Consider the following 17,759-nt stretch of genomic DNA (forward strand, 5'->3'; position numbering starts at 1 on the left):
TGCGCAGTCGCCTCACCCATGAACACTGTGCCAAGCGCGGCCATCGCAAATAGCCCTGCCAGGCACTTTCCGGAAACCAGCATGTTGAACATAGACCGTCACTAAGAATGTTGAGGCAATGACTATAGGAATGAAGGCTCCAGTTGCGTTTAACATGTTGTTGATTGACGATTAAGCAGGATTTAATGATCGATCTCGATGACCTTCGCCTCTTCCGTGCGCTACGCTTGACCGGTTCACTCGCTGGTGCAGGGCGCATGCTTGACCTGACGACCGCAGCCATGTCCATCCGCCTCAAGAAGCTCGAGGAGCGCATCGGAACGATTCTTGTCTTGCGCGGCGCGCGCGGCGTCAGCTTTACCGACGAGGGGGAACGACTGCTTCGTGAAGCCGGTGAGCTGCTGGAAAGAATCGAGGCACTACCCGCCCTTGTTTCAGGGTCTGCGCATTCGATGGCGGGAACTTTGAAGATCCAAGCACCGTTTGGGTTTGGGCGTCAGCACGTCGCACCAATCGTGAGCGACTTTCATCGGATGTATCCGCGCATACAGGTGCTCCTCCACCTTTCGGACCGCCCGCTTGTCGATACGACCGGCATGGACCTTGTCATCCACATTGGCGACGTGAAGGAGTCCTCGTGGATTGCGCACGTCCTTGCTCCAAACAGGCGAATCCTTTGCGCCAGCCCGACTTACCTTCAGCGTTCTAAACCCGTATCACATCCGTCCGACCTCTCGGCACACGAGTGCCTCTGCATACGCGAGAACGACGAGGACTCCACCCGTTGGCATTTCACGGCTGTTCGTGACGCCAAACTGCCGGACTCGCGTCGTTCGATCAGGGTACAGGTGCGGGGATCCCTGGCTTCGAACGATGGCGAAGTGGTAACCCGATGGGCTCAATCCGGTATGGGAATCATGGCCCGCTCTGAATGGGCTGCCGCGCCGCTCATCGCGAACTCGGAACTAGTCCACGTCCTGCCCTTGTGGGAACTGGTGCCGGCTCCAGTGCTAGGGCTCGCGCCCGTACGTACGGCGGCATCGGGACGTTTGCGCGCGTTCCTTGAATTCAGCAAGCGAGCGCTTCATCCCGTTCCGTGGAGGTGAAGCCGGCGGGTTAGGCTTGCTTCTCAAGCCCATTCTTCAACATCTTCACCACTCAATCTCTTCAGAGTGTTGAGCGTCCGCGATCTCCAGGCGATTCAGGGGACACTGCCACTCAACGCGATGCAAAGTGTCCCGATGAGCTGGGTGAAGCCAGTTGGGGCGGGAAAAAGGCTGTCGCCTCAGCCTTGCTTGATGAAGTTCTGAAGGATGAGCGGCCCTCCCATGCCAATCAGAGCGCCGCCTTCGTTGACTCTCCCGAGCGACACAGGGGAGAACCCGAGCTCGCCGACCAGCTTGGCAATCGACGCCTCGGCGGCCTGGTCGTTGCTCGACACGAACATGACGCGCCGCCCGCCGCTTTCGGCGGGGTCCTTCGCCAGCAGCTTCGCCGGCAACTGGTTGAGAGTCTTGACCAACTTCGCACCGGGGAACGCTGACGCCACCACGTCGGTGGAGGCTCGCCCCTCTAGTTCCTCCGGCGAGACGCCGTAGGTGTTCATTGCGTCCACCACGACCTTGCCGGACCAATTCGTGAGGGCATGGGCGACTGCGGTGTGCGCACGGAACGGGACCGCCAGGATGACCACGTCGGCCTTGAGTGCGTCATGCAGCGTTGCGGGAACGATCTCGCTGCCGAGCTCCTCGGCCATCGCCGCGATGGATTCGGGGCCGCGCGTGTTGGCGATCTTCACGGTGATACCACTGCGGGCGAACTGCGTGGCCAGGGAGGCGCCGACATTGCCGGAACCGATGATGGAATAGGTCATGAGAAATCCTTGAATGAGATGGGTTTTTCGGATGTGGGGGCGATGACTCAGGTCGTGATGCCGGCGATGTCTTCGAGGGCTCTTGCCACGGCGGCCTGTCTGGCGTCCGGACTGCACGCGAGGCCTTCCGCGCGCACCACCGTCACGTCGGTCACCCCCAGGAACTTCAACAGGCCAAGTAGGTAGCTCTCCTGGTGCTCAAAAGCGGCACCCGGGCTCCCAGCCGAATAAACACCGCCACGCGACGATGCAATGAAGGCCTTCTTGTTCATCAGCAGGCCTTCGGGGCCAGTGGCTGTGTAGCGGAAGGTCTTGCCTGCCACGGCAATGCGGTCAATCCAGGCCTTGAGCGGCGTGGGAATCGACAGGTTGTACATCGGCGCACCGATGACCAGGATGTCCGATGCGAAAAGCTCGTCCATGTACGCGTTGCCCTTGAGCAAGTCGGCGGTCATGGTTGCGTCATCCGTCGCTGCGCCCTGGAAGGCGGCCATGTGCGCGCCCGACAGATGCAAGGCCGGGTCGGCGGACAGGTCGCGAGATACGACGCGGATGCCTGGGTGCAAGGCCCTTTGGCGCGCGACGAGTTCGGCGGAGAGTTGGCGACTGACGGATGCCGTGCCGAGGACGCTGGAATCGAGATGAAGGAGTTGCATGGGGTGCCTCTAGGGGGAAGGGTTGAACTGCTTGGCTACTTTCGAACTCACCCTCACGCGTCGGAAACCGGCTGGACGGCGTCGATGAATCGATGGACTAGACTGTGCCGGGCCGCTGCCATCCTGAATAGACGGTATATTGAGATGCAAACCATCTGTTTTTGGGATGGAAGGAGCGCTCGATGCTTGATGGTGTTTCCCTGGACCAGCTCAGGACCTTCATCGCGGCCGCGGACGAAGGCAGTTTTTCCGCGGCGGCGAAGAAGCTCAACCGCGTTCAATCCGCTGTGAGCGGGTGGGTTGGTGGGCTGGAAGAGCAAATCGGCGTCGTGCTCTTTGACCGTTCGGGTCGATTTCCGAAGCTCACCGCGGAGGGCGTGCTGCTGCTGGCAGACGCTCGCAATGTCATCTCGGGGGTGGACACCCTCAAGGCCCGTGCCAAGCTCATGACGTCAGGGCTCGAAGCGGAACTTTCGGTGGTGGTCGATGTTTTCTTCCCGACCGATATCGTCTCCGCAGCAGCAAAAGCATTCGCAAGCCAGTTTCCGTTGACACCGCTACGGCTCTTCGTGGAGGGACTGGGCGCAGGGTATGAACCGGTGCTCGATGAGCGTTGCAGTCTTGGAATTCTGGCGACGCTGCCTGTCGCATTTCCATCGCTCGTGAGCGAGCGCATCGGTGAACTGGTGCTGGTCACAGTGGCCGCGGCGAGCCATCCTCTGGCGAATGTGGGACATCGAATTCCCAAGCGGACTTTGGCCAGACACGTGCAACTCGTGCTGACGGACCGGTCGAGCTTGATGGAGGGCCAAGATTATGGAGTCATGTCCCCCTCGACCTGGCGTCTCGCAGACCTCTCGACCAAACACGCATTCCTCAAGGACGGTGTCGGGTGGGGAAGCATGCCCCTTCACATGGTCGAGAGTGACATCGCTACCGGCAGGTTGGTTGTTCTGGATGTCGAGGGCATGCCTCCAAGCGGCTTCATGTTGACAATATCGGCAGTCCACCAAGCGTCAACGTCCCCTGGGCCCGCAGGCAGATGGTTCATCGACCACTTGAAGCCCAGCACAGCCAGTGGTCCGCATAACGACCTCGTGCATCGCATGCGCCGGCAATGAGATTGAGTTCACGGCGGATTGGCGTCGCGGGGGCGGCCCGCGCCCGCGGCGCCCGAAATCGAGTCACTTCTCCAGGCCGCGCAGTCACCCGGCTATGGGTTGAACTCCACGATCGCAAACGCCAGATTCCCGTTGCCGGTCGCGAAGGGACTGTCGTGTCGTCGACCGCGAACTCATAGACTTGTCCGTTGAGCGCGCGCGCGTAGAGGAAGCGCCCGATCGCGTCCACTCCCAGTCGCCGACTGTCGGCACAGACGGAAGCCGTCCCTAGGAGTGCCATTGAACTCGTGGCCGGATCCATACGATGAATCGCGATTCTGTTGCTGGCATTGCCGAGCACATAGGCGAAGTTTCCGTAGGGGTTAAGGACGAGGTTCAAGGGACTCGCTACGGTTGCAAAAATGAACACCTTGTGCGAGCGAGCTGGATGCCGGATCGATGCTGGACACGCTGACGCTATTGCTTCGTTCGTTGGTTGGGTATGCAAGGGCCTGTGCCTCGTCGAAGTCGCCCCACAGCATGGGGACGAAGTCCATCCCGAAGCGCGTGGCATGGTCTGAAGGGGCGCCAGTGTTCGGGCGCAGGCTCCAGTCATACCACCAAATGACCCCAGGTGTGAGTGGAACCATGTTTCGCTCGGTCGCCAGGTCGTAGGCAACCCCGCGCTTTGTGCTTTTGCGGCGGCCGGGGCTGACGCCCGGTAACGGCGTTGCCGCTGGTTCACCAGCCACTGGCGAAGATGCGGGGGCAACACCACCGGCACCATTACCAGCAGTGTCACTTCCCTTGATCACGGCGGCACCGCCACCACCGCCACCACCGCCGCCACAGGCCGCGAGGCTCGCTGCGGCGAGACTCGCGAACGCTGCGCCCAGCAAGCGCCGGCGCTCCTCGAATGCATGCAGATTCATGTTCGTCACAGGGAGTTCAGAAACTCGAGCACGGCGGGGCGGCCGCACGGACTCAGATCTACAAGATCCCGGTCAGCATCGACACCCTGGCCGGGCCGGCCGCCAGCCAAGCAGGTCGCCTGCAACTTGTCGACAACCAAATCGATGCGAAAAGCGGAACAATTCGGCTGCGCGCAGTGCTGGACAACAAGGATGGTGTGTTGACCCCAGGGCAGCTTGCCCGCATTCGCATGGGACGACCCGAATCGACGTCAGCCTTGCTGGTCAGCGAACGCAGCATCGGTACCGACCAGAACAAGCGATTTGTTCTGGTGGTCGGGCCCGGCACAAACTCATCTATCGGGAGGTTGAGCTCGGCGCCCAGCAACGGGATGCGCGTCATCACTGCGGGCCTCAAGGATGGCGAGACCGTAGTCGTCAACGGGCTGCAACGCGTTCGACCGGGTGCGGTAGTGCAACTGGAAGTTTTTCCGATGAGCGCAATCGCCCCCACCAAGAAAAGAGCTGACCCTGTCGTGCCTCTTGCTACCGCGTCCAAGTCCTGATGCGCCCCTTGCCATTGACGCGCAGCCATCCGGGAACACGGCAGACACGTCGTCACCTGGAACGACTTCCTCCGGCAGGATCTGGCACAGCTCACCGGAGTTCAGCAAGTCCACGTTGAAAAGAAGTGAACTGGCCTGTGCCACCCCCAAACCACTAAGTACAGCGGCTCACAAGGCTTCCGGCGTTGCTCCGCTCGTCTAGTTCCCGCTGCGCGATCGCCTGGTCAGCCCAGAGGCGATTGGAGCGTGTCAGTTCACTCTTGGTGTACGCAAGCAGGGCTTGGGCCGCCAGCACTTGCGCTTCGGCACGCTCGACTTCGGCCTTGAATAGTGTAGGGTGTCAATCGTGAAAAGCAGTTCGCCAGCGCGCACCAGGCCGTCCCCACGAAAGTGCACGGCTTGCACGACTCCCTCTTCTGATGGACGCGCTGCGATCAAGGCCCGCATCCGAGTGGCAGGATCGCCTGGCCACCAGCGGCATACCCAAGGGCACTGTCCGCAGTTGCCCCGCCACGACTGCGTTTGCTGTCGTCCAGATCGGTTCGCTCGCTCATGATGTCCACCAGAAAGTTAAGGAAAATGGGGGTTAGCGGGTTCTGGTAGCGGGCAGTCGTGCCTGACGACAGCGACATGGCGATGCCTCCCGATCCGTCGGGAAAGTCACGCTCGGGATCCGTGGCCGCGGCCGCGTCGCGCCAGGCCTTGTTCGGCTGCGATGCATGGCGCACCGGCGAATGCCGCGTCGGGCTCCACCATGACCGCCGCGGGCTCGAAATGCGAGGCCAATCGCTGCTTCTCGTTGTCGCGCCAGCGGCAGTCCATCGGAAGGATCACGGCGCCGGCGCGTGCCACCGCATAGAGCATGACCACATGCTCGATGGAGTCTTCCAGGACAATGCCGACGATGCTTCCAGGCCCCACGCCGAGATCGGCGAGGCTTGCCGCCCGCTGGCGCACAGCGCGGCATGTCGACAGTCGTATCGACAGGGTTGACGCCCGGCAACCGTTGACCGCCTTGCTCGATCCAGCGGCGCAACAGGTTCGCATTGATGCCATTGGCCAACGCCACTGAGGCGATCGACACACCAGGTCGAGAGCAGGCGGCGACCAGGTTCGCCTTGAGCTCGCCACTGCGACGGCGCCTGCGGCGCCGCTCTCCCTTCACCGTCGTCTCGATAGTGTTCAAGTGTCCGCCAAGAAATAAGTGGGGTAGTGAATACTATGATCCTAGGCCCGATGGCGAGAATCAAGATGAGTTGGCCCGACGCTTACCCTTTTTCGATGTTGGCGTCATGACCTATCGCCTGCAACAATCGCTCAGGGGCGACGATGAGTGCGGGCGGAGCTTAGGGCGAACAAAAGCCTTGGCCGCCAGCGAGCACTGATGTCGCAGCATTTCGTCAATGCATCGAACCGCCGTGACCAAGGCGGCTCGTGGAAACCGGAAGGGTGCTCGCCCTTCCGCAAGTACCGCCTGGTCAACGCACCACCAAGTCGATCTTGCGCGAAGAGCCACCCGGATCTCGCGCTTGGCCTAGCCAATCAGGCGTGCGTATCGACCCGGCTTCCGACCATCCCATTATTCATTTCTGGCCGATTTGCGGATAGGGCCTGCTTCACGCCGTCTCGCTCTGGAGGCATTGCCGTGCGCTTCATTTGTTCCTGAATCATCTCGACCTGCTGCTGCAACGCTTGAATCTGCTGCTGTAGCAGCCGTTTCGCGTCTCTATCAGTGGTATTGGAAAGTTGCTTCGTCAACGCGCTTAACTGCTTCTGAATGGAAACCAGTTGCTTTTGGAGAGCAGCAGTGGTTGTCGCTGGTCCTGATTCGCGGGAGGGCCCGGCCTTTACTTCAACGCGCATGTAGGGAGGTCCTGAAAGTTTTCGTGCTTATCGGCACGGAGGCGGAAAAGTTTAGGCCCGCGCGGCGGTACTTTCACACAGGTGCTACCTGTCGGGCTCGCCGGTGACCGGCTTCTAACCCGATGTCGTCATGACAACCTCAATCCCACATCAGCCGATGGCTCCTGAGCAACGTTCTCGATGTCAACGTTGGCAATACGCATGGCTGACGGGCCCTTTAGTCGTCGAAGATTCCCAAGACCATATGCATCTAACGGCAGGTAGACGCCGCGTTCGTGCGTTTGCTGATGCAGTGAATTGCCACTAGAGGAACGCTTGGGCACAAGAGGCTGCTCACTTGATGCTGACGGGTCGCCGTTGGCTGCACCCACTGCATCTCGGCCGTCGCCACGACGGTCACCTGCGCCGCGCCAGCCCGAAGTAGCTCGTCACGACGTCCATGCTGCGGCGGCCAGTCATGGCCATGGTTTCCGGCAGCGGCATGTTCTGGCGACCGGCCTAGGTGACGAAGCCCGATCGCAGCGAATGCGCCGAGAAGTCATCGCCGACGTCGGCGAGCGAGCAGCGCGCCTTCACGATGCTCCGGTTGGCCGTTCCGGTGAGGGCGTCTTCACCCAGTCGCCCGGCCTTGTTAATCCTGCGGAAGTGGGGGCCTGACGTGATCCGCTGATCTTCAGCCAGGCTTCCATCGCCTGGGCGGCGGTGCCGACCACGGGTTTCACATCCTCGGGAGTCACCTTGCCGGAATGGTCGTCTTCGAGTTGGCCAATGTGCAGAGGTAGCCGACTTCATCGGATTGGCGAAGGTTCTCGAACACCGCCTCCGAGACCTCAGATCGCCAGCGGCCCCCCGACGACCAGGCGAAGAGGAGGAGGGCGCGGTCACGCTTTCCTTTGAGCGAGCCGTCGCAGGTCTCCAGTACCGCCTCGAGCGGCTCTTTGGTCAGCGCCCGTTGCTTGTGGGGCGTGGCGTTGCGCGTGGCGTAGGCCTTGCGGGTCTTGATCAGGAGCGCCTTCACCGCTGAGTCGGTGCACGGGTTGGGCTGCTTGACCAGGTGGTGGGCCATCGACAGGTTCGAGACCCGGTATATCAGCGTGTTCAGCGCCGGCGCGCCTGCCTTGCCCTTGAAGCCGGCCTCGACCAGGGCGGCATCTCCGGCGGCAGTTGGTGCACCAGCCCAGCCTTGGTCGAGCGCTGGGCGTGGTCGACGATGAACTGGACGACCACCGGTACCGGCACAGCAAGCTCCAGTTGGCTGCCGTAGCGCGCAGTGTACCAGGCAGCCCGGTACCGCACGGCCGTGCGGTACGACACCCGCATGTTGCTGGACTCGCCCTCGGCCATCAGGTCGTGGGCGGCTTCCTCGTCCATGTCGGACAGCTGGGCCGGGTCGGGGAGCGGGTGATCGCGCCTGAGCGGAGTCAGATTGGCCTGCGGTGAGCCCTCGGCAGCCGTACGGTCAAGTTGGCCATCTGTTCTCCTCTGTCAACTGAACTCATTCAGCTCCTCGCAGCGCACGTCCCAGTAATGAGTCGACGTCTCGCGCAAGGAAGTGCTCGTATGCGGCGCATTGAAATCGTGGCCCTTGCCAGACGCTTGGCCATCGCCTTGTGGCGTTTCGGCAAGACGGCGAGATTCCGACCGGACCTCCAAACTTGACCTGGCTGTGGCCGACCCATCCGGCACCCTTTGCCGTTGCCCGGAAAGCCATTGCTGCAAGGCATCCGCTACCTTGCCCGACCTCTCTTTCGTATTTCCCTCCGATCCCCAGACATCAATTCCGCGACGCGCGTTCGACGGCGTAGAACTTGCCGAAGTACTTCAGCGCCTGCTCGCCGACCGGACTGCCGTGATTGGCCCAGAGTTCGTGGCACTTGCGCCTCGCGTGCGCCGAGCAACCGGCCTCGTGACGCCGGGTTCGAAGCACACCTTGTAGGCACTGAAGCGCCCGAGTCTTCTCGCGCAGGCCCTCGCGTTACTTTGCACCCGCCGCCTGGCCTGAACAGGCGCAACCTAGTCCAGCTGATGGTTGCAACCTGCACCTGAACCTGTTCCTCATGCCGACGTCGCGCACGCCGCGCATGCGCGCAGGCGAGATGAACGCAAGGGCCACTCGCGCCGCGCGAGTCAGGCCGTTTGCGCCCTGGTAGGTCGGTGCAGGACGACCGGGCGCCCGCCGAACTGCCGTTTGCACATCCAGGCTGCAAGCGCAGAGTCCAGATAGGCCGCATGTCCGGGAAACCAGTCGGCGAGGCCCTCAAGAAACGAAGGGGCCGCGCCGAAATCGCCGGTACTTGCTAGCTGCAATACCTGCGCTGAGGACTTCAGCACTTCCACGTGTTCTTCGATGTGGCAGTCGCGCGGCGGGAAGTCAGTGTCGATCATCCAACGGTCCTCGGTTTCGAAGTGGCTGCGCAGATGCGCGTCCAGTTCCACGAGGAGAGGTAGCCAATCTCTCGCCGTGGCGGTTCTTCCACGTCGCAGTAGCTCTTCGAATTCGGCATGGATGCTGTCCATCGGGGCATAGCCCAATTGCGCAGCGAAGTCGGCTGCGGGCGGTGCATCAGAGGCATGTCGGCGATCACTCATGTGTTGGTTCCAGTCAAGGCGATGGCAAGCACTACTCTCCCTCAAGCAATGGCCGCGGGGCAGCAGCTCTCGGGCTCCTTCACGCGCACTAGTGAAGACCCTTGATGTTGGGGGTCGTGTGAGCAGCTTCATCCCGATGTGTCCCAATTCAAAAAGGGGACACGTCAAGACGTCTTAACCGGATCTTACAGCTACGCGCCATGAATCATCGCGCTGGCGCATAGATGTCCCGCTGCGCGGCGGCAGGCCGCTTGATCGAACAGAGTATTGGACTTTCTGCCTCATCTTTTTGCCAGATGAACGCAACCTCAGCAAATTGATTGAGCCGGCAACGCGACTCATCTAACCTGCATGTGCAGCGCCAAAGGCGTCCGAGATGCCGATCGGGCCGAACCAACTCCATGGGGGCTGAGCCGAGAAGGAATGGCTTCTGTCGGTGCTCCACAGGAGCGCGTCAGGAAGGCGCGCGCGTCAATTTTGTGCTCTGCAGCCTCTTAGGCGATGGAGCTGTGTAGTTGTGACCCACATATCAAAGGAAAAGCCACATGCTCAGTAATTCGGACAATGTAACTCTCACGAGAGTTGGTCGAGGAACCCCCATGGGCAGCTTGATGCGCCAGTTCTGGATGCCCGCGTGCTTGTCCACGGAGTTGGAGCGCGGCGGCCCGCCCATGCGGCTTCTTCTACTCGGAGAGCGGTTGGTTGCCTTCCGAGATGGCGACGGACGCGTCGGCATCATGGACCACAGATGTCCTCATCGGGGAGCATCGCTGTTCTTCGGGCGCGTCGAGCAGTCGGGCATCCGTTGTGTCTACCACGGCTGGAAGTTCAAGCCCGAAGGCAACTGTGAGGAAATCCCGAACGCGGAAGTCGACCCGGCCCTAGTCAACACCATTTCGGCGGATGCTTTTCCCACGCAGGAGCGCAATGGGGTGGTTTGGATCTACATGGGGGAGCAGCGCGACCAGTTGCCCGAACTGCCGCGGATGGAGGCCTTGCTGCTCGATCCCGAGCAAGTCTCTGTGCAGTGCCTGCAGCGCAAGTACAACTGGCTTCAGGGTATCGAAGGCGACATTGACACGTCACACTTCGGCTTCCTGCATGTGGGGGGCGTCGACAAGGCCGACGTTGACCAGAAGAACATGCATCGGTACTCCGTCCTCGACCGAGCGCCGAAGTACCATGTGTCCAACACGCCTTGGGGCACCATGTACTGCGCGCATCGGCCGGCGGAAAAGGACGAGGTGTACTATCGCATTGCGCACTTCGTGTACCCCTTCTGGTCGCTCTTTCCGGATGGTGACTTTAACGACCTGATCGTCGCCAACTGCTACGTTCCCATGGACGACGAACACACCATGCTATTCACGTTCTACTACAACCAGAGCGCGATGGCCATGCGCCACACCAAGGATGGTGCACCCATTCCCGGGCTGGAGCCCGACGCCAATCACATGCCCATGCCGCCAACCTTGCCACCAACGAGCGACTGGTACGGACGGTGGCGCTCTGAGGCCAACGAAGAGAACGACTATCTGATCGACCGGGAGACGCAGCGTACTAAGTCCTACACGGGTCTGTCGGGGGTGCTGCTCCAGGATACGGCCATCGTGGAAAGCATGGGTAAGATCGTGGATCGCAGCAGGGAGCACCTAGTGGGAAGCGACGCCATGATCGTGCGCACGCGGCGTGCGCTCCTTTCCGCGGTTCGCGAGCTGGCCGAGGGCAAGCGTCCCCCGCTGGTGGACGATCCTCATGTCGTCGAAGCCGCGCGCAGCGGTTCGTTCATCGCGCCGGCCACCGTTCCTTGGAGCGACGCCTATCTTCAGCACGCCAAGGCAGCTACGTCTCCGAAGGGAACGCTGCAGCTCGGCGTGGAGAAGCACCAGCAAGTCTTCGGCTGAGCCTTGCTAGGCTGCACTGGCGTGGGTCCATTTCAAAGCAATGAAGAGAACTGGTCTCGCAAGAAGTGATCTCGATTTGAACCTGCTCCAGGTGATTTTGGCGATCCATGATGCTGGCAGCGTCATGGAAGCAGCCAAGCAACTGGGCATGAGTCAGCCTGGGCTGAGCACGGCGCTGCAGCGCGCACGGACAGCTTTGGGCGACCCGCTGTTCGTGCGTGTCGCCAAGGGATTTGAACCCACTGCACGCACAAGAAAGATCGTCGGTCCCATCCGGTCCATCCTGGACAGCGTCAACAAAGAGGTCATCAAGTCGGATGACTTCGATCCAAAGGCCTATACGGGCGAACTGGCTCTTGTGTTAACCGACGTGGGTGAGGCGACGCTCCTTCCGCACGTCGTCAATTACCTGGGAGCACACTTTCCCACCGCCATCCGAACTCAGATGCCGGCGCTCAGCGAACTGCACAAGGCGATGGCCGAGGGAACTCTTGATTTTGCGCTGGGCTACTTTCCCGATCTGCACAACGCGAGCTACCGGCGAGCAGAAATCACAACCACAAGTTATCTCTGTATCTTGTCAAGCAGCCACCCAATCCGAGAAGGCGGCATTTCGCTCGCACAGTTCGAGCGCTTTGGGCATGTAGATGTAGATCTCAAGACGCACAGCAGGCTGCTTCTTGACGACTATCTGGCAAGTCGGGGAATCCACCGGCGCGTACAGCTTCGCACGCGTCACTTCATGAGCATACCGGCCATTGTCGCGGCCACCGACTTGATCGCCACTGTCCCCGCGAGCGTGGTCTCTGGCCTGGGGCTCGGCGCGAGCCTCAGGATTGCACGCACGGACTTTCCAGTCCCTTCCTTCGAATCCAGCCTCTACTGGCACGCCTCGATGCATCTCGATCCACGCAATCGCTGGCTTCGCCAAATGCTGGCACCTCAGTTGCGCACGGCGATCAAGAAGACGCCGCTTCTCTGAAGCGCCGATGTTCGCGGCACGGCGTGGCGTCCTCGCGCGAGCAAACCTGCGCGCTGTCGGCCTCCCGATCGAGAGTCAGGGTACGGCGGCCTCACTCGATATTTCCCATAGATAGGTGCGTCCCATGGGCGCATGCGGCACTGTCGAGAGCGAACGTTTCCGCATGCATGCGGTGAGAAACCGGTTCATCTGAAATTCAGATGTTCAAGACAAGCTGCGTGTGATTGGACCCCAAAAGTGCCGCTGCTAGAGTGACCTGGAGGTTGAAAATACATGATTGACACAGTACCTGCCGCCATCGTCGGAAGCAACAAAACGATCAACGCGGTTTCCTCGGGAAGCACAGCATCGAGCGATCCGCCGGGCCATCAAGGCTACGTCCCCGCAAGCCTGAACTTGATAGTGCGCGAGCGGCGATTGGTCGCGACCGACATGCTGCTGCTGCACCTGGAGTTCGCCGACGGCACCGAGCTGCCAGGATACGAGGCAGGTGCACATCTCACACTGCATCTCCAGGACGGGTTGGAGAAGCGCTACTCGCTGCTTTTTCCACATGAGCGTTCCAGGACGCGGTACGTCATTTGCGTGAAGCTCGAAGCGGCCGGGCGGGGCGGCTCACGTCATATCCATTCGAACCTATTCCAAGGTTCATCCGTGCGTGTATCGCCCCCGGAGAACTACTTCCCTCTGGAGGAGGATGCCGCCCATTCCATCTTCATCGCGGGAGGGATCGGCATCACGCCGGTTCTCTGCATGGCCTTGCATCTGCAAGCGTTGGGGCGCCCTTGGGAGCTGCACTATGCAGCCCGATCGCATGAGCACGCGCTTCCCTTACACGGCTACGACCTTGCTATGGAGCGGGTCCATCACTACTTCGATGATCGCTCTGAGAAGGTAAGCGTCGACGACATCTTGGAAAACGCGCCCCCGAGCTCTCACTTTTATTGTTGCGGCCCGCAAGGAATGCTCGACGCCTACAGGCGCGCCGCCCAACAGCTGCCGACGTCGGTGGTGCATTTCGAGAGTTTCGGCGTTCCGGAGATTGCGCCGGCTTCTGGATCGATGACCGTGAGGCTTGCACGTGATGGGCGCGTGTTCCAAGTTCCCGCGAGCCAGTCGATTCTGGACTGCCTTCGTGCCGGTGGCGTGGAATTGCCGTTCTCGTGTCGGCAGGGTGTTTGTGGTGCCTGCGAGACCAGGGTCGTCGCAGGCACTCCAGAACATCGCGACATGGTGCTTTCGGAGGCAGAACGCAAGGCGAACAAAACCATGATGATCTGCTGCTCTCGCAGCCAAGGGGGCGAACTGGTCCTCGATCTATGAGCCGCAGCAAGACGGGACCACAAGGAAGACGAGAGCGCGTCTCTTTCTCGCTGATTTTCGATCACCCTTGGCTCGAGTGGCGCAGCGGAGTCAGCAACGTGGATGTACTAGGTTGCGTGCTTCCGGAAGCTCTTCGAAAGCTGCACGCGCAGTGCTCGAACGAGCATCGCGCCGCCCAAGAACAGCCTAGCCCTAGGGCACATCGGTTTGCGAGATGTGAGAGCCATGAGATTGTTGGTTGTGGCGGTCGAAAGATCCGGGCATTCTGCCGTGCACCGGATGTAGCAGTGTCGCGAGGAACGGGACTCTGCCAACCGCCCAGCGGTGCCCCGCAGTTCGAGCCTGCCGCTATGCGGGGACGCGGTCTCCGGTAGATCGACAACCCCCGTTCTTGAACGTTTCCTAACTCAGCCACGAAGGTCAAAATTTCATGCAAGACAAGGAGGCAGCCACCGTCAGTATTGGCGCATTGGCCGCCATCGCCACCTACCTCACCGAAACAGCGGTCCTCGTACCTACCTGGGTGACTTTCATCGGCTGGACGTCGTTCTACGCGGTCGGGGCCGGCCCTGCCGGCTTCGTGCGCAGCGTCTTCGCGAACCTCGGTGGAGTAGTCATCGGCTCGATCACCCTCTTGGCCATGCACCTGGGCGCCAACAACGCGGTGCTGATCGCCCTGGCTGTCGGGGTCGGAAGTGCAATGGCCGTACAGGCCTCGAAGATGTCCGTGGTCGGTTCACTGCCGGCCATCTTCTTCGGCTTTTCCTGCACCGTTGGCACGGTCGCTGTGACGGGCAAGTCCATCGCCACGATTGGGATCGATAGTCCTGTGTTGGTGGCAGGCACCGCGCTTCTGCTTGGCAACGCCTTTGGCATCGTGTCCCAATGGCTTGCCGAGGCGCTGGGCGCCTCCAAAAACATCCGCGGTGGCTAAATGACGGCCAACTGCAACCTGATGCACGTAGTCTGAAGAGGCTCGCGAGAATGATCCATAGCTCTACAGGATACGCAGCGCACGCTCCTGCCAAAGACGTCTCCGACGTCATGCGCTCACGTCGGACGGTACGCGCCTTCCGGGATCAGCCCGTCGCCAGGGAACTCATAGAGGAGGTCCTGAGGGATGCAGCGGCCGCTCCCAGCGGGGCCAACATGCAACCGTGGCGAGTGTATGTCGTTGCCGGGACAGTGAAAGACATGCTGTGTGCGGCCGTGCTCGCGGCCGCGCGGGGCGGCAAGGGGCTTCCGCCCGCTCACCTCCCTGAACCGTTACCGGAAGTTTTCCGCAGCAGAATGGCTGACTTCGGAGCGCGGTACTACCGGTCACTTGGCATCGAACGCAGCGATGTCCAGGCACGCGCAGGGCAGACGGAGAGAAACTATTTTTTCTTCGGCGCCCCCGTGGGGCTCATCTTCAGCATCGACCGCAGGCTGAAACCGCACAGCTGGATCGATCTTGGCCTATTCGCCCAGGGCTTGATGCTCTCAGCCAAGGCCCGTGGGCTGGACACGTGTCCGCAAGTGTCGTTCGCCCCCTTTCACGAGGCGATCTCCTCGGTTCTGGGCATGCCTTCCGAAGAGGTGACGGTCTTCGGCATGTCCCTTGGGTACGGCGACCTGAATGCAGCAGTCAACCGCACCGAGATGCCCCGGCAGCCGCCCGAAAGCTTCGCCCGCCTGCTCGGCTTCCCCACATAGCGATCTCTCTCCACTGCTATTCCCGTGTAGTCGCTGGTCGTCCGCAGTGGCGTACACAAGACCCCCAAATGTCCGGACTCGACCAAAAATAGAGGATCACATGAATGATGTCTCCCGCCGCGATTTTGTGTCCATTTCCCTCGGAACCGCACTTGCTGGTTGGCTGGGATCTAGCCAGGCCCAGACGGGGCAGACGGGCAAGCTGCTGGTGGGCTACCCGGCGGGTGGCTCGTTGGACGTGACTGCGCGACAACTCGCAGAGGCGTGGCGCAAAGGTGGGCGCATCTACATCGTGGAGAACCGCGTGGGTGCCGGCGGAAGAATCGCGAACAGCCACCTCAAACGTGAGCGCGCGGATGGCAACACCCTTCTGGTCACGCACAGTTCTGCCCTGACCATCTATCCTCATGTCTACAGGCAGCTGATGTATGACGTGGTCGCTGATTTCGCGCCGATCTCGCCCCTCGCGTCCGCAACTCTCGCCTTTGCGGTGAGCAGCGCCATACCAGCCGACCGTGTGAAAACGCTGGACGACTACATCCGCTGGGTGCGGGCGAATCCCGAAGCAGCTAGCTACGCATCCCCGGCTGCAGGATCGTCTGCCCACCTACTTGGCTTTCAGCTGTCACAAGCGCACTCTTTGAATCTCCAGCACGTCGCCTATCGTGGTTCCGCACCGGCCATGCAGGACTTGCTAGGCGGGCAGGTCCCCGCGTACTTCGGTCAGGTTCCCGATTTCATTCCGTACTTGCAAAAAGGCGGCATCCGGATATTGGGTGTGGCCGGCGAAAGACGATCCCGTTTCATGCCCGGAGTTCCAACCTTTGCTGAGCAGGGGTTGCCCTCTATGCGCCATATAGAGACTTACGGTGTCTTTGCTCCGCCGAGCACACCTGATTCGACGATCAAAAAGTTGCAGGACGCTGTGCTCGAAGCGAGCGCGGACGCGCAGCTCAGGTCGGCCTTTGACCAACTGGGGCTGGAGGTGGTAACGTCAACTCCGAGCCAGTATGCAGTCGCGCTACGGCAGGAGCGCGACTCCTGGGCTCCGGTAGTGCGCGCCTCGGGATACCATCTCGAGGATTGAAAAGCTGAACTCGGTGACCGCGCGACGGTGGGCGAAGCGCTGTTCCGCCCGGCTTTTGGCAGGTTAAGGGCAGGCCGCACCGGTGGCAGCGGCCGCCCCATCGCTAGGGGTGCGAGTCGCGTGGCTCGCGTTGCGCGTTGACGCCCTGTGCATCGCACGCAGACCCCGCCCCGCGCGCAGCCGCTAAGGAGTTCCACTCACGAGAATCCTCGGCGACCCGGACCTACTTTTGCTTGCGTCTTCTTGGTGTTCACAACGCGGAATGTCACTCGATCTCAATCTGCTACGAGTAATTCTGGCGGTCTACGACCATGGCGGCATCGCAGCCGCGGCGCACGCACTTGATATGAGTCAACCCGGCTTGAGTGCGGCGCTGCAGCGAGCACGCACTGCGTTGAATGATCCACTTTTCATCCGAGGATCCAAGAGGATGGAGGCCACCGAGCGAACTAGGCGGATGTTGCCATCGCTCAGGCTCATCATGGACATGGTGGACCGCGATGTGGAGAGTGCCGCCGAATTCGATCCGGGCTCTTATCGCGGCGAGTTTAAGCTCGCTTTGACGGACGCGGGGGAGGCGATCCTACTCCCCTCGGTGTTGGTGGCGCTTGCCAAACACTGCCCCAATGCGGACATCCGATCGATGTCTTACACGCTCCCAGAACTCCAGAGCGCGATGGAAGAGGGTGCCGTTGACTTGGCTCTCGGCTTCTTCCCGGACCTGAGCTCCGTCAACTACTACAAGCAAGTCATCTCTACCCAGTCGTTCTGCTGCCTCATTTCTGCGGACCATCCCATTCGCGGCTCAACCATCTCCCGGGAAGAGTATTTCGCGGGTGATCATGTGCTGGTGGAGGGCCAGTCACCCAGCGAAGAGTTGCTCGAGACTTTTCTGGCGCGACAACGTGCCCGCAGGAAGATCGTACTGCGCACCCCGCACTTCATGAGCGCTCCTGCGATCGTCGCGCGAACCCAGCTCATCGCCACCGTGCCCGACGGCGTTGCAAACATCGTCGCGATGATGAGCAATCCACGAATCGTCCGCACCGAATTCCACATGCCGCGGTTCGACACCTGCGTGTACTGGCACCCCAGCATGCAGGAGGATGCAAAGAACCGCTGGCTGCGGCGCACCTTGGTGGCCGAGTTACGTAGCAAGCTGTCCTAACCAGGATGTAGTGAGCGTTCCACTTCGCCTCGCCTGGGGCGG

18 protein-coding genes and 4 pseudogenes are annotated in these 17,759 nt (G+C 61.1%); 11 read left to right on the top strand and 11 right to left on the bottom strand.

Going from position 1 to position 17,759, the window contains the following annotated elements; all coding sequences use genetic code 11:
• Window positions 1-185 precede the first annotated feature (185 nt).
• Entirely contained in the window at window positions 186-1,106 is a 921-nt protein-coding gene (locus QTI33_RS10090; RefSeq protein ID WP_286505680.1) for a LysR family transcriptional regulator, read from the top strand.
• 179 nt (window positions 1,107-1,285) lie between these two features.
• Here the strand turns inward: QTI33_RS10090 and QTI33_RS10095 are convergent, their stop codons facing one another.
• Window positions 1,286-1,873 (bottom strand): NADPH-dependent F420 reductase, encoded by a 588-nt coding sequence (locus tag QTI33_RS10095; protein ID WP_286505681.1) that lies wholly within the window; start codon window positions 1,871-1,873, stop codon window positions 1,286-1,288.
• Between the two features lie 47 nt (window positions 1,874-1,920).
• On the bottom strand, window positions 1,921-2,529 hold the full coding sequence (locus QTI33_RS10100) for an FMN-dependent NADH-azoreductase (protein ID WP_286505682.1): 609 nt from the start codon (window positions 2,527-2,529) through the stop codon (window positions 1,921-1,923).
• Between the two features lie 182 nt (window positions 2,530-2,711).
• On the opposite strand from QTI33_RS10100, the gene QTI33_RS10105 reads away from it, so the two are divergent.
• The gene (locus tag QTI33_RS10105; protein ID WP_286505683.1) at window positions 2,712-3,650 is read left to right on the top strand and encodes a LysR family transcriptional regulator; all 939 of its coding nucleotides are present in this window, start codon (window positions 2,712-2,714) and stop codon (window positions 3,648-3,650) included.
• A gap of 362 nt (window positions 3,651-4,012) precedes the next feature.
• Here QTI33_RS10105 and QTI33_RS10110 read toward each other — a convergent pair whose 3' ends face one another.
• A complete protein-coding gene (locus QTI33_RS10110; RefSeq protein WP_286505684.1) occupies window positions 4,013-4,561 on the bottom strand; it encodes a glycosyl hydrolase in 549 nt (182 codons plus the stop codon).
• Between QTI33_RS10110 and QTI33_RS10115 the strand changes: the two genes are divergently transcribed.
• The gene (locus QTI33_RS10115) at window positions 4,546-5,106 is read left to right on the top strand and encodes an efflux RND transporter periplasmic adaptor subunit (RefSeq protein ID WP_286505685.1); all 561 of its coding nucleotides are present in this window, start codon (window positions 4,546-4,548) and stop codon (window positions 5,104-5,106) included. The two genes, QTI33_RS10110 and QTI33_RS10115, sit on opposite strands and share 16 nt — an antisense overlap.
• Window positions 5,107-5,284: 178 nt before the next feature.
• Here QTI33_RS10115 and QTI33_RS10120 read toward each other — a convergent pair.
• The 6 genes and pseudogenes from QTI33_RS10120 to QTI33_RS10145 all read right to left on the bottom strand — a co-directional run.
• Window positions 5,285-5,517, bottom strand: a pseudogene (locus QTI33_RS10120) (efflux transporter periplasmic adaptor subunit); the annotation flags it as partial.
• A 249-nt stretch (window positions 5,518-5,766) separates the two neighbouring features.
• A complete protein-coding gene (locus QTI33_RS10125) occupies window positions 5,767-6,153 on the bottom strand; it encodes an AMP-binding protein (RefSeq protein ID WP_286505686.1) in 387 nt (128 codons plus the stop codon).
• A 19-nt stretch (window positions 6,154-6,172) separates the two neighbouring features.
• A pseudogene (locus QTI33_RS10130) lies at window positions 6,173-6,271 on the bottom strand (hypothetical protein); the annotation flags it as partial.
• 377 nt (window positions 6,272-6,648) lie between these two features.
• On the bottom strand, window positions 6,649-6,969 hold the full coding sequence (locus QTI33_RS10135; RefSeq protein WP_286505688.1) for a FlxA-like family protein: 321 nt from the start codon (window positions 6,967-6,969) through the stop codon (window positions 6,649-6,651).
• Between the two features lie 733 nt (window positions 6,970-7,702).
• Window positions 7,703-8,035, bottom strand: coding sequence for a site-specific integrase (locus QTI33_RS10140; protein ID WP_286505690.1), 333 nt, complete (start codon window positions 8,033-8,035; stop codon window positions 7,703-7,705).
• A gap of 32 nt (window positions 8,036-8,067) precedes the next feature.
• Window positions 8,068-8,340: a hypothetical protein gene (locus QTI33_RS10145; protein WP_286505692.1), complete on the bottom strand. Its 273-nt coding sequence runs from the start codon at window positions 8,338-8,340 to the stop codon at window positions 8,068-8,070.
• Between the two features lie 159 nt (window positions 8,341-8,499).
• Between QTI33_RS10145 and QTI33_RS35270 the strand changes: the two are divergent.
• Window positions 8,500-8,615: pseudogene (locus tag QTI33_RS35270) on the top strand (IS110 family RNA-guided transposase); the annotation flags it as partial.
• Window positions 8,616-8,625: 10 nt separating this feature from the next.
• On the opposite strand, the pseudogene QTI33_RS35275 reads toward QTI33_RS35270, so the two are convergent.
• Window positions 8,626-8,913 (bottom strand): annotated as a pseudogene (locus QTI33_RS35275) (IS66 family transposase); the annotation flags it as partial.
• 183 nt (window positions 8,914-9,096) lie between these two features.
• The gene (locus tag QTI33_RS10155; RefSeq protein ID WP_286505694.1) at window positions 9,097-9,558 is read right to left on the bottom strand and encodes a hemerythrin domain-containing protein; all 462 of its coding nucleotides are present in this window, start codon (window positions 9,556-9,558) and stop codon (window positions 9,097-9,099) included.
• Between the two features lie 599 nt (window positions 9,559-10,157).
• Between QTI33_RS10155 and QTI33_RS10160 the strand changes: the two genes are divergently transcribed.
• The 7 genes from QTI33_RS10160 (at window position 10,158) to QTI33_RS10190 (ending at window position 17,717) form a co-directional block, all read left to right on the top strand.
• Complete coding sequence (locus QTI33_RS10160; RefSeq protein WP_286505696.1) at window positions 10,158-11,462, top strand: Rieske 2Fe-2S domain-containing protein; 1,305 nt, start codon at window positions 10,158-10,160, stop codon at window positions 11,460-11,462.
• A 40-nt stretch (window positions 11,463-11,502) separates the two neighbouring features.
• Window positions 11,503-12,444: a LysR family transcriptional regulator gene (locus QTI33_RS10165; protein ID WP_444814826.1), complete on the top strand. Its 942-nt coding sequence runs from the start codon at window positions 11,503-11,505 to the stop codon at window positions 12,442-12,444.
• 273 nt (window positions 12,445-12,717) lie between these two features.
• Window positions 12,718-13,767 carry a PDR/VanB family oxidoreductase gene (locus tag QTI33_RS10170; protein WP_286505698.1) on the top strand — a complete coding sequence of 350 codons (1,050 nt, stop codon included), beginning with the start codon at window positions 12,718-12,720 and terminating at the stop codon, window positions 13,765-13,767.
• Between the two features lie 430 nt (window positions 13,768-14,197).
• Window positions 14,198-14,701 carry a DUF1097 domain-containing protein gene (locus QTI33_RS10175; RefSeq protein WP_286505699.1) on the top strand — a complete coding sequence of 168 codons (504 nt, stop codon included), beginning with the start codon at window positions 14,198-14,200 and terminating at the stop codon, window positions 14,699-14,701.
• A gap of 110 nt (window positions 14,702-14,811) precedes the next feature.
• A complete protein-coding gene (locus QTI33_RS10180) occupies window positions 14,812-15,462 on the top strand; it encodes a nitroreductase (RefSeq protein WP_353506330.1) in 651 nt (216 codons plus the stop codon).
• A 100-nt stretch (window positions 15,463-15,562) separates the two neighbouring features.
• Window positions 15,563-16,549, top strand: coding sequence for a tripartite tricarboxylate transporter substrate-binding protein (locus tag QTI33_RS10185; RefSeq protein ID WP_286505702.1), 987 nt, complete (start codon window positions 15,563-15,565; stop codon window positions 16,547-16,549).
• Window positions 16,550-16,811: 262 nt separating this feature from the next.
• Complete coding sequence (locus tag QTI33_RS10190) at window positions 16,812-17,717, top strand: LysR family transcriptional regulator (RefSeq protein ID WP_286505703.1); 906 nt, start codon at window positions 16,812-16,814, stop codon at window positions 17,715-17,717.
• Window positions 17,718-17,759 lie beyond the last annotated feature (42 nt).

Source organism: Variovorax davisae (assembly GCF_030316845.1).
Taxonomy (GTDB): domain Bacteria; phylum Pseudomonadota; class Gammaproteobacteria; order Burkholderiales; family Burkholderiaceae_C; genus Variovorax; species Variovorax davisae.

Excerpts from the sequence above, each read along its gene's own strand:
- QTI33_RS10110 (WP_286505684.1), bottom strand. The coding sequence starts at position 4,561 with ATGAATCTGCATGCATTCGAGGAGCGCCGGCGCTTGCTGGGCGCAGCG.
- QTI33_RS10190 (WP_286505703.1), top strand. The coding sequence starts at position 16,812 with ATGTCACTCGATCTCAATCTGCTACGAGTAATTCTGGCGGTCTACGAC.
- QTI33_RS10185 (WP_286505702.1), top strand. The coding sequence starts at position 15,563 with ATGAATGATGTCTCCCGCCGCGATTTTGTGTCCATTTCCCTCGGAACC.
- QTI33_RS10090 (WP_286505680.1), top strand. The coding sequence starts at position 186 with ATGATCGATCTCGATGACCTTCGCCTCTTCCGTGCGCTACGCTTGACC.
- QTI33_RS10160 (WP_286505696.1), top strand. The coding sequence starts at position 10,158 with ATGGGCAGCTTGATGCGCCAGTTCTGGATGCCCGCGTGCTTGTCCACG.
- QTI33_RS10140 (WP_286505690.1), bottom strand. The coding sequence starts at position 8,035 with ATGGCCCACCACCTGGTCAAGCAGCCCAACCCGTGCACCGACTCAGCG.
- QTI33_RS10180 (WP_353506330.1), top strand. The coding sequence starts at position 14,812 with ATGCGCTCACGTCGGACGGTACGCGCCTTCCGGGATCAGCCCGTCGCC.
- QTI33_RS10105 (WP_286505683.1), top strand. The coding sequence starts at position 2,712 with ATGCTTGATGGTGTTTCCCTGGACCAGCTCAGGACCTTCATCGCGGCC.
- QTI33_RS10170 (WP_286505698.1), top strand. The coding sequence starts at position 12,718 with ATGATTGACACAGTACCTGCCGCCATCGTCGGAAGCAACAAAACGATC.
- QTI33_RS10125 (WP_286505686.1), bottom strand. The coding sequence starts at position 6,153 with ATGCGAACCTGTTGCGCCGCTGGATCGAGCAAGGCGGTCAACGGTTGC.
- QTI33_RS10100 (WP_286505682.1), bottom strand. The coding sequence starts at position 2,529 with ATGCAACTCCTTCATCTCGATTCCAGCGTCCTCGGCACGGCATCCGTC.
- QTI33_RS10135 (WP_286505688.1), bottom strand. The coding sequence starts at position 6,969 with ATGCGCGTTGAAGTAAAGGCCGGGCCCTCCCGCGAATCAGGACCAGCG.
- QTI33_RS10145 (WP_286505692.1), bottom strand. The coding sequence starts at position 8,340 with ATGGACGAGGAAGCCGCCCACGACCTGATGGCCGAGGGCGAGTCCAGC.
- QTI33_RS10095 (WP_286505681.1), bottom strand. The coding sequence starts at position 1,873 with ATGACCTATTCCATCATCGGTTCCGGCAATGTCGGCGCCTCCCTGGCC.
- QTI33_RS10175 (WP_286505699.1), top strand. The coding sequence starts at position 14,198 with ATGCAAGACAAGGAGGCAGCCACCGTCAGTATTGGCGCATTGGCCGCC.
- QTI33_RS10165 (WP_444814826.1), top strand. The coding sequence starts at position 11,503 with ATGAAGAGAACTGGTCTCGCAAGAAGTGATCTCGATTTGAACCTGCTC.
- QTI33_RS10115 (WP_286505685.1), top strand. The coding sequence starts at position 4,546 with ATGCATGCAGATTCATGTTCGTCACAGGGAGTTCAGAAACTCGAGCAC.
- QTI33_RS10155 (WP_286505694.1), bottom strand. The coding sequence starts at position 9,558 with ATGAGTGATCGCCGACATGCCTCTGATGCACCGCCCGCAGCCGACTTC.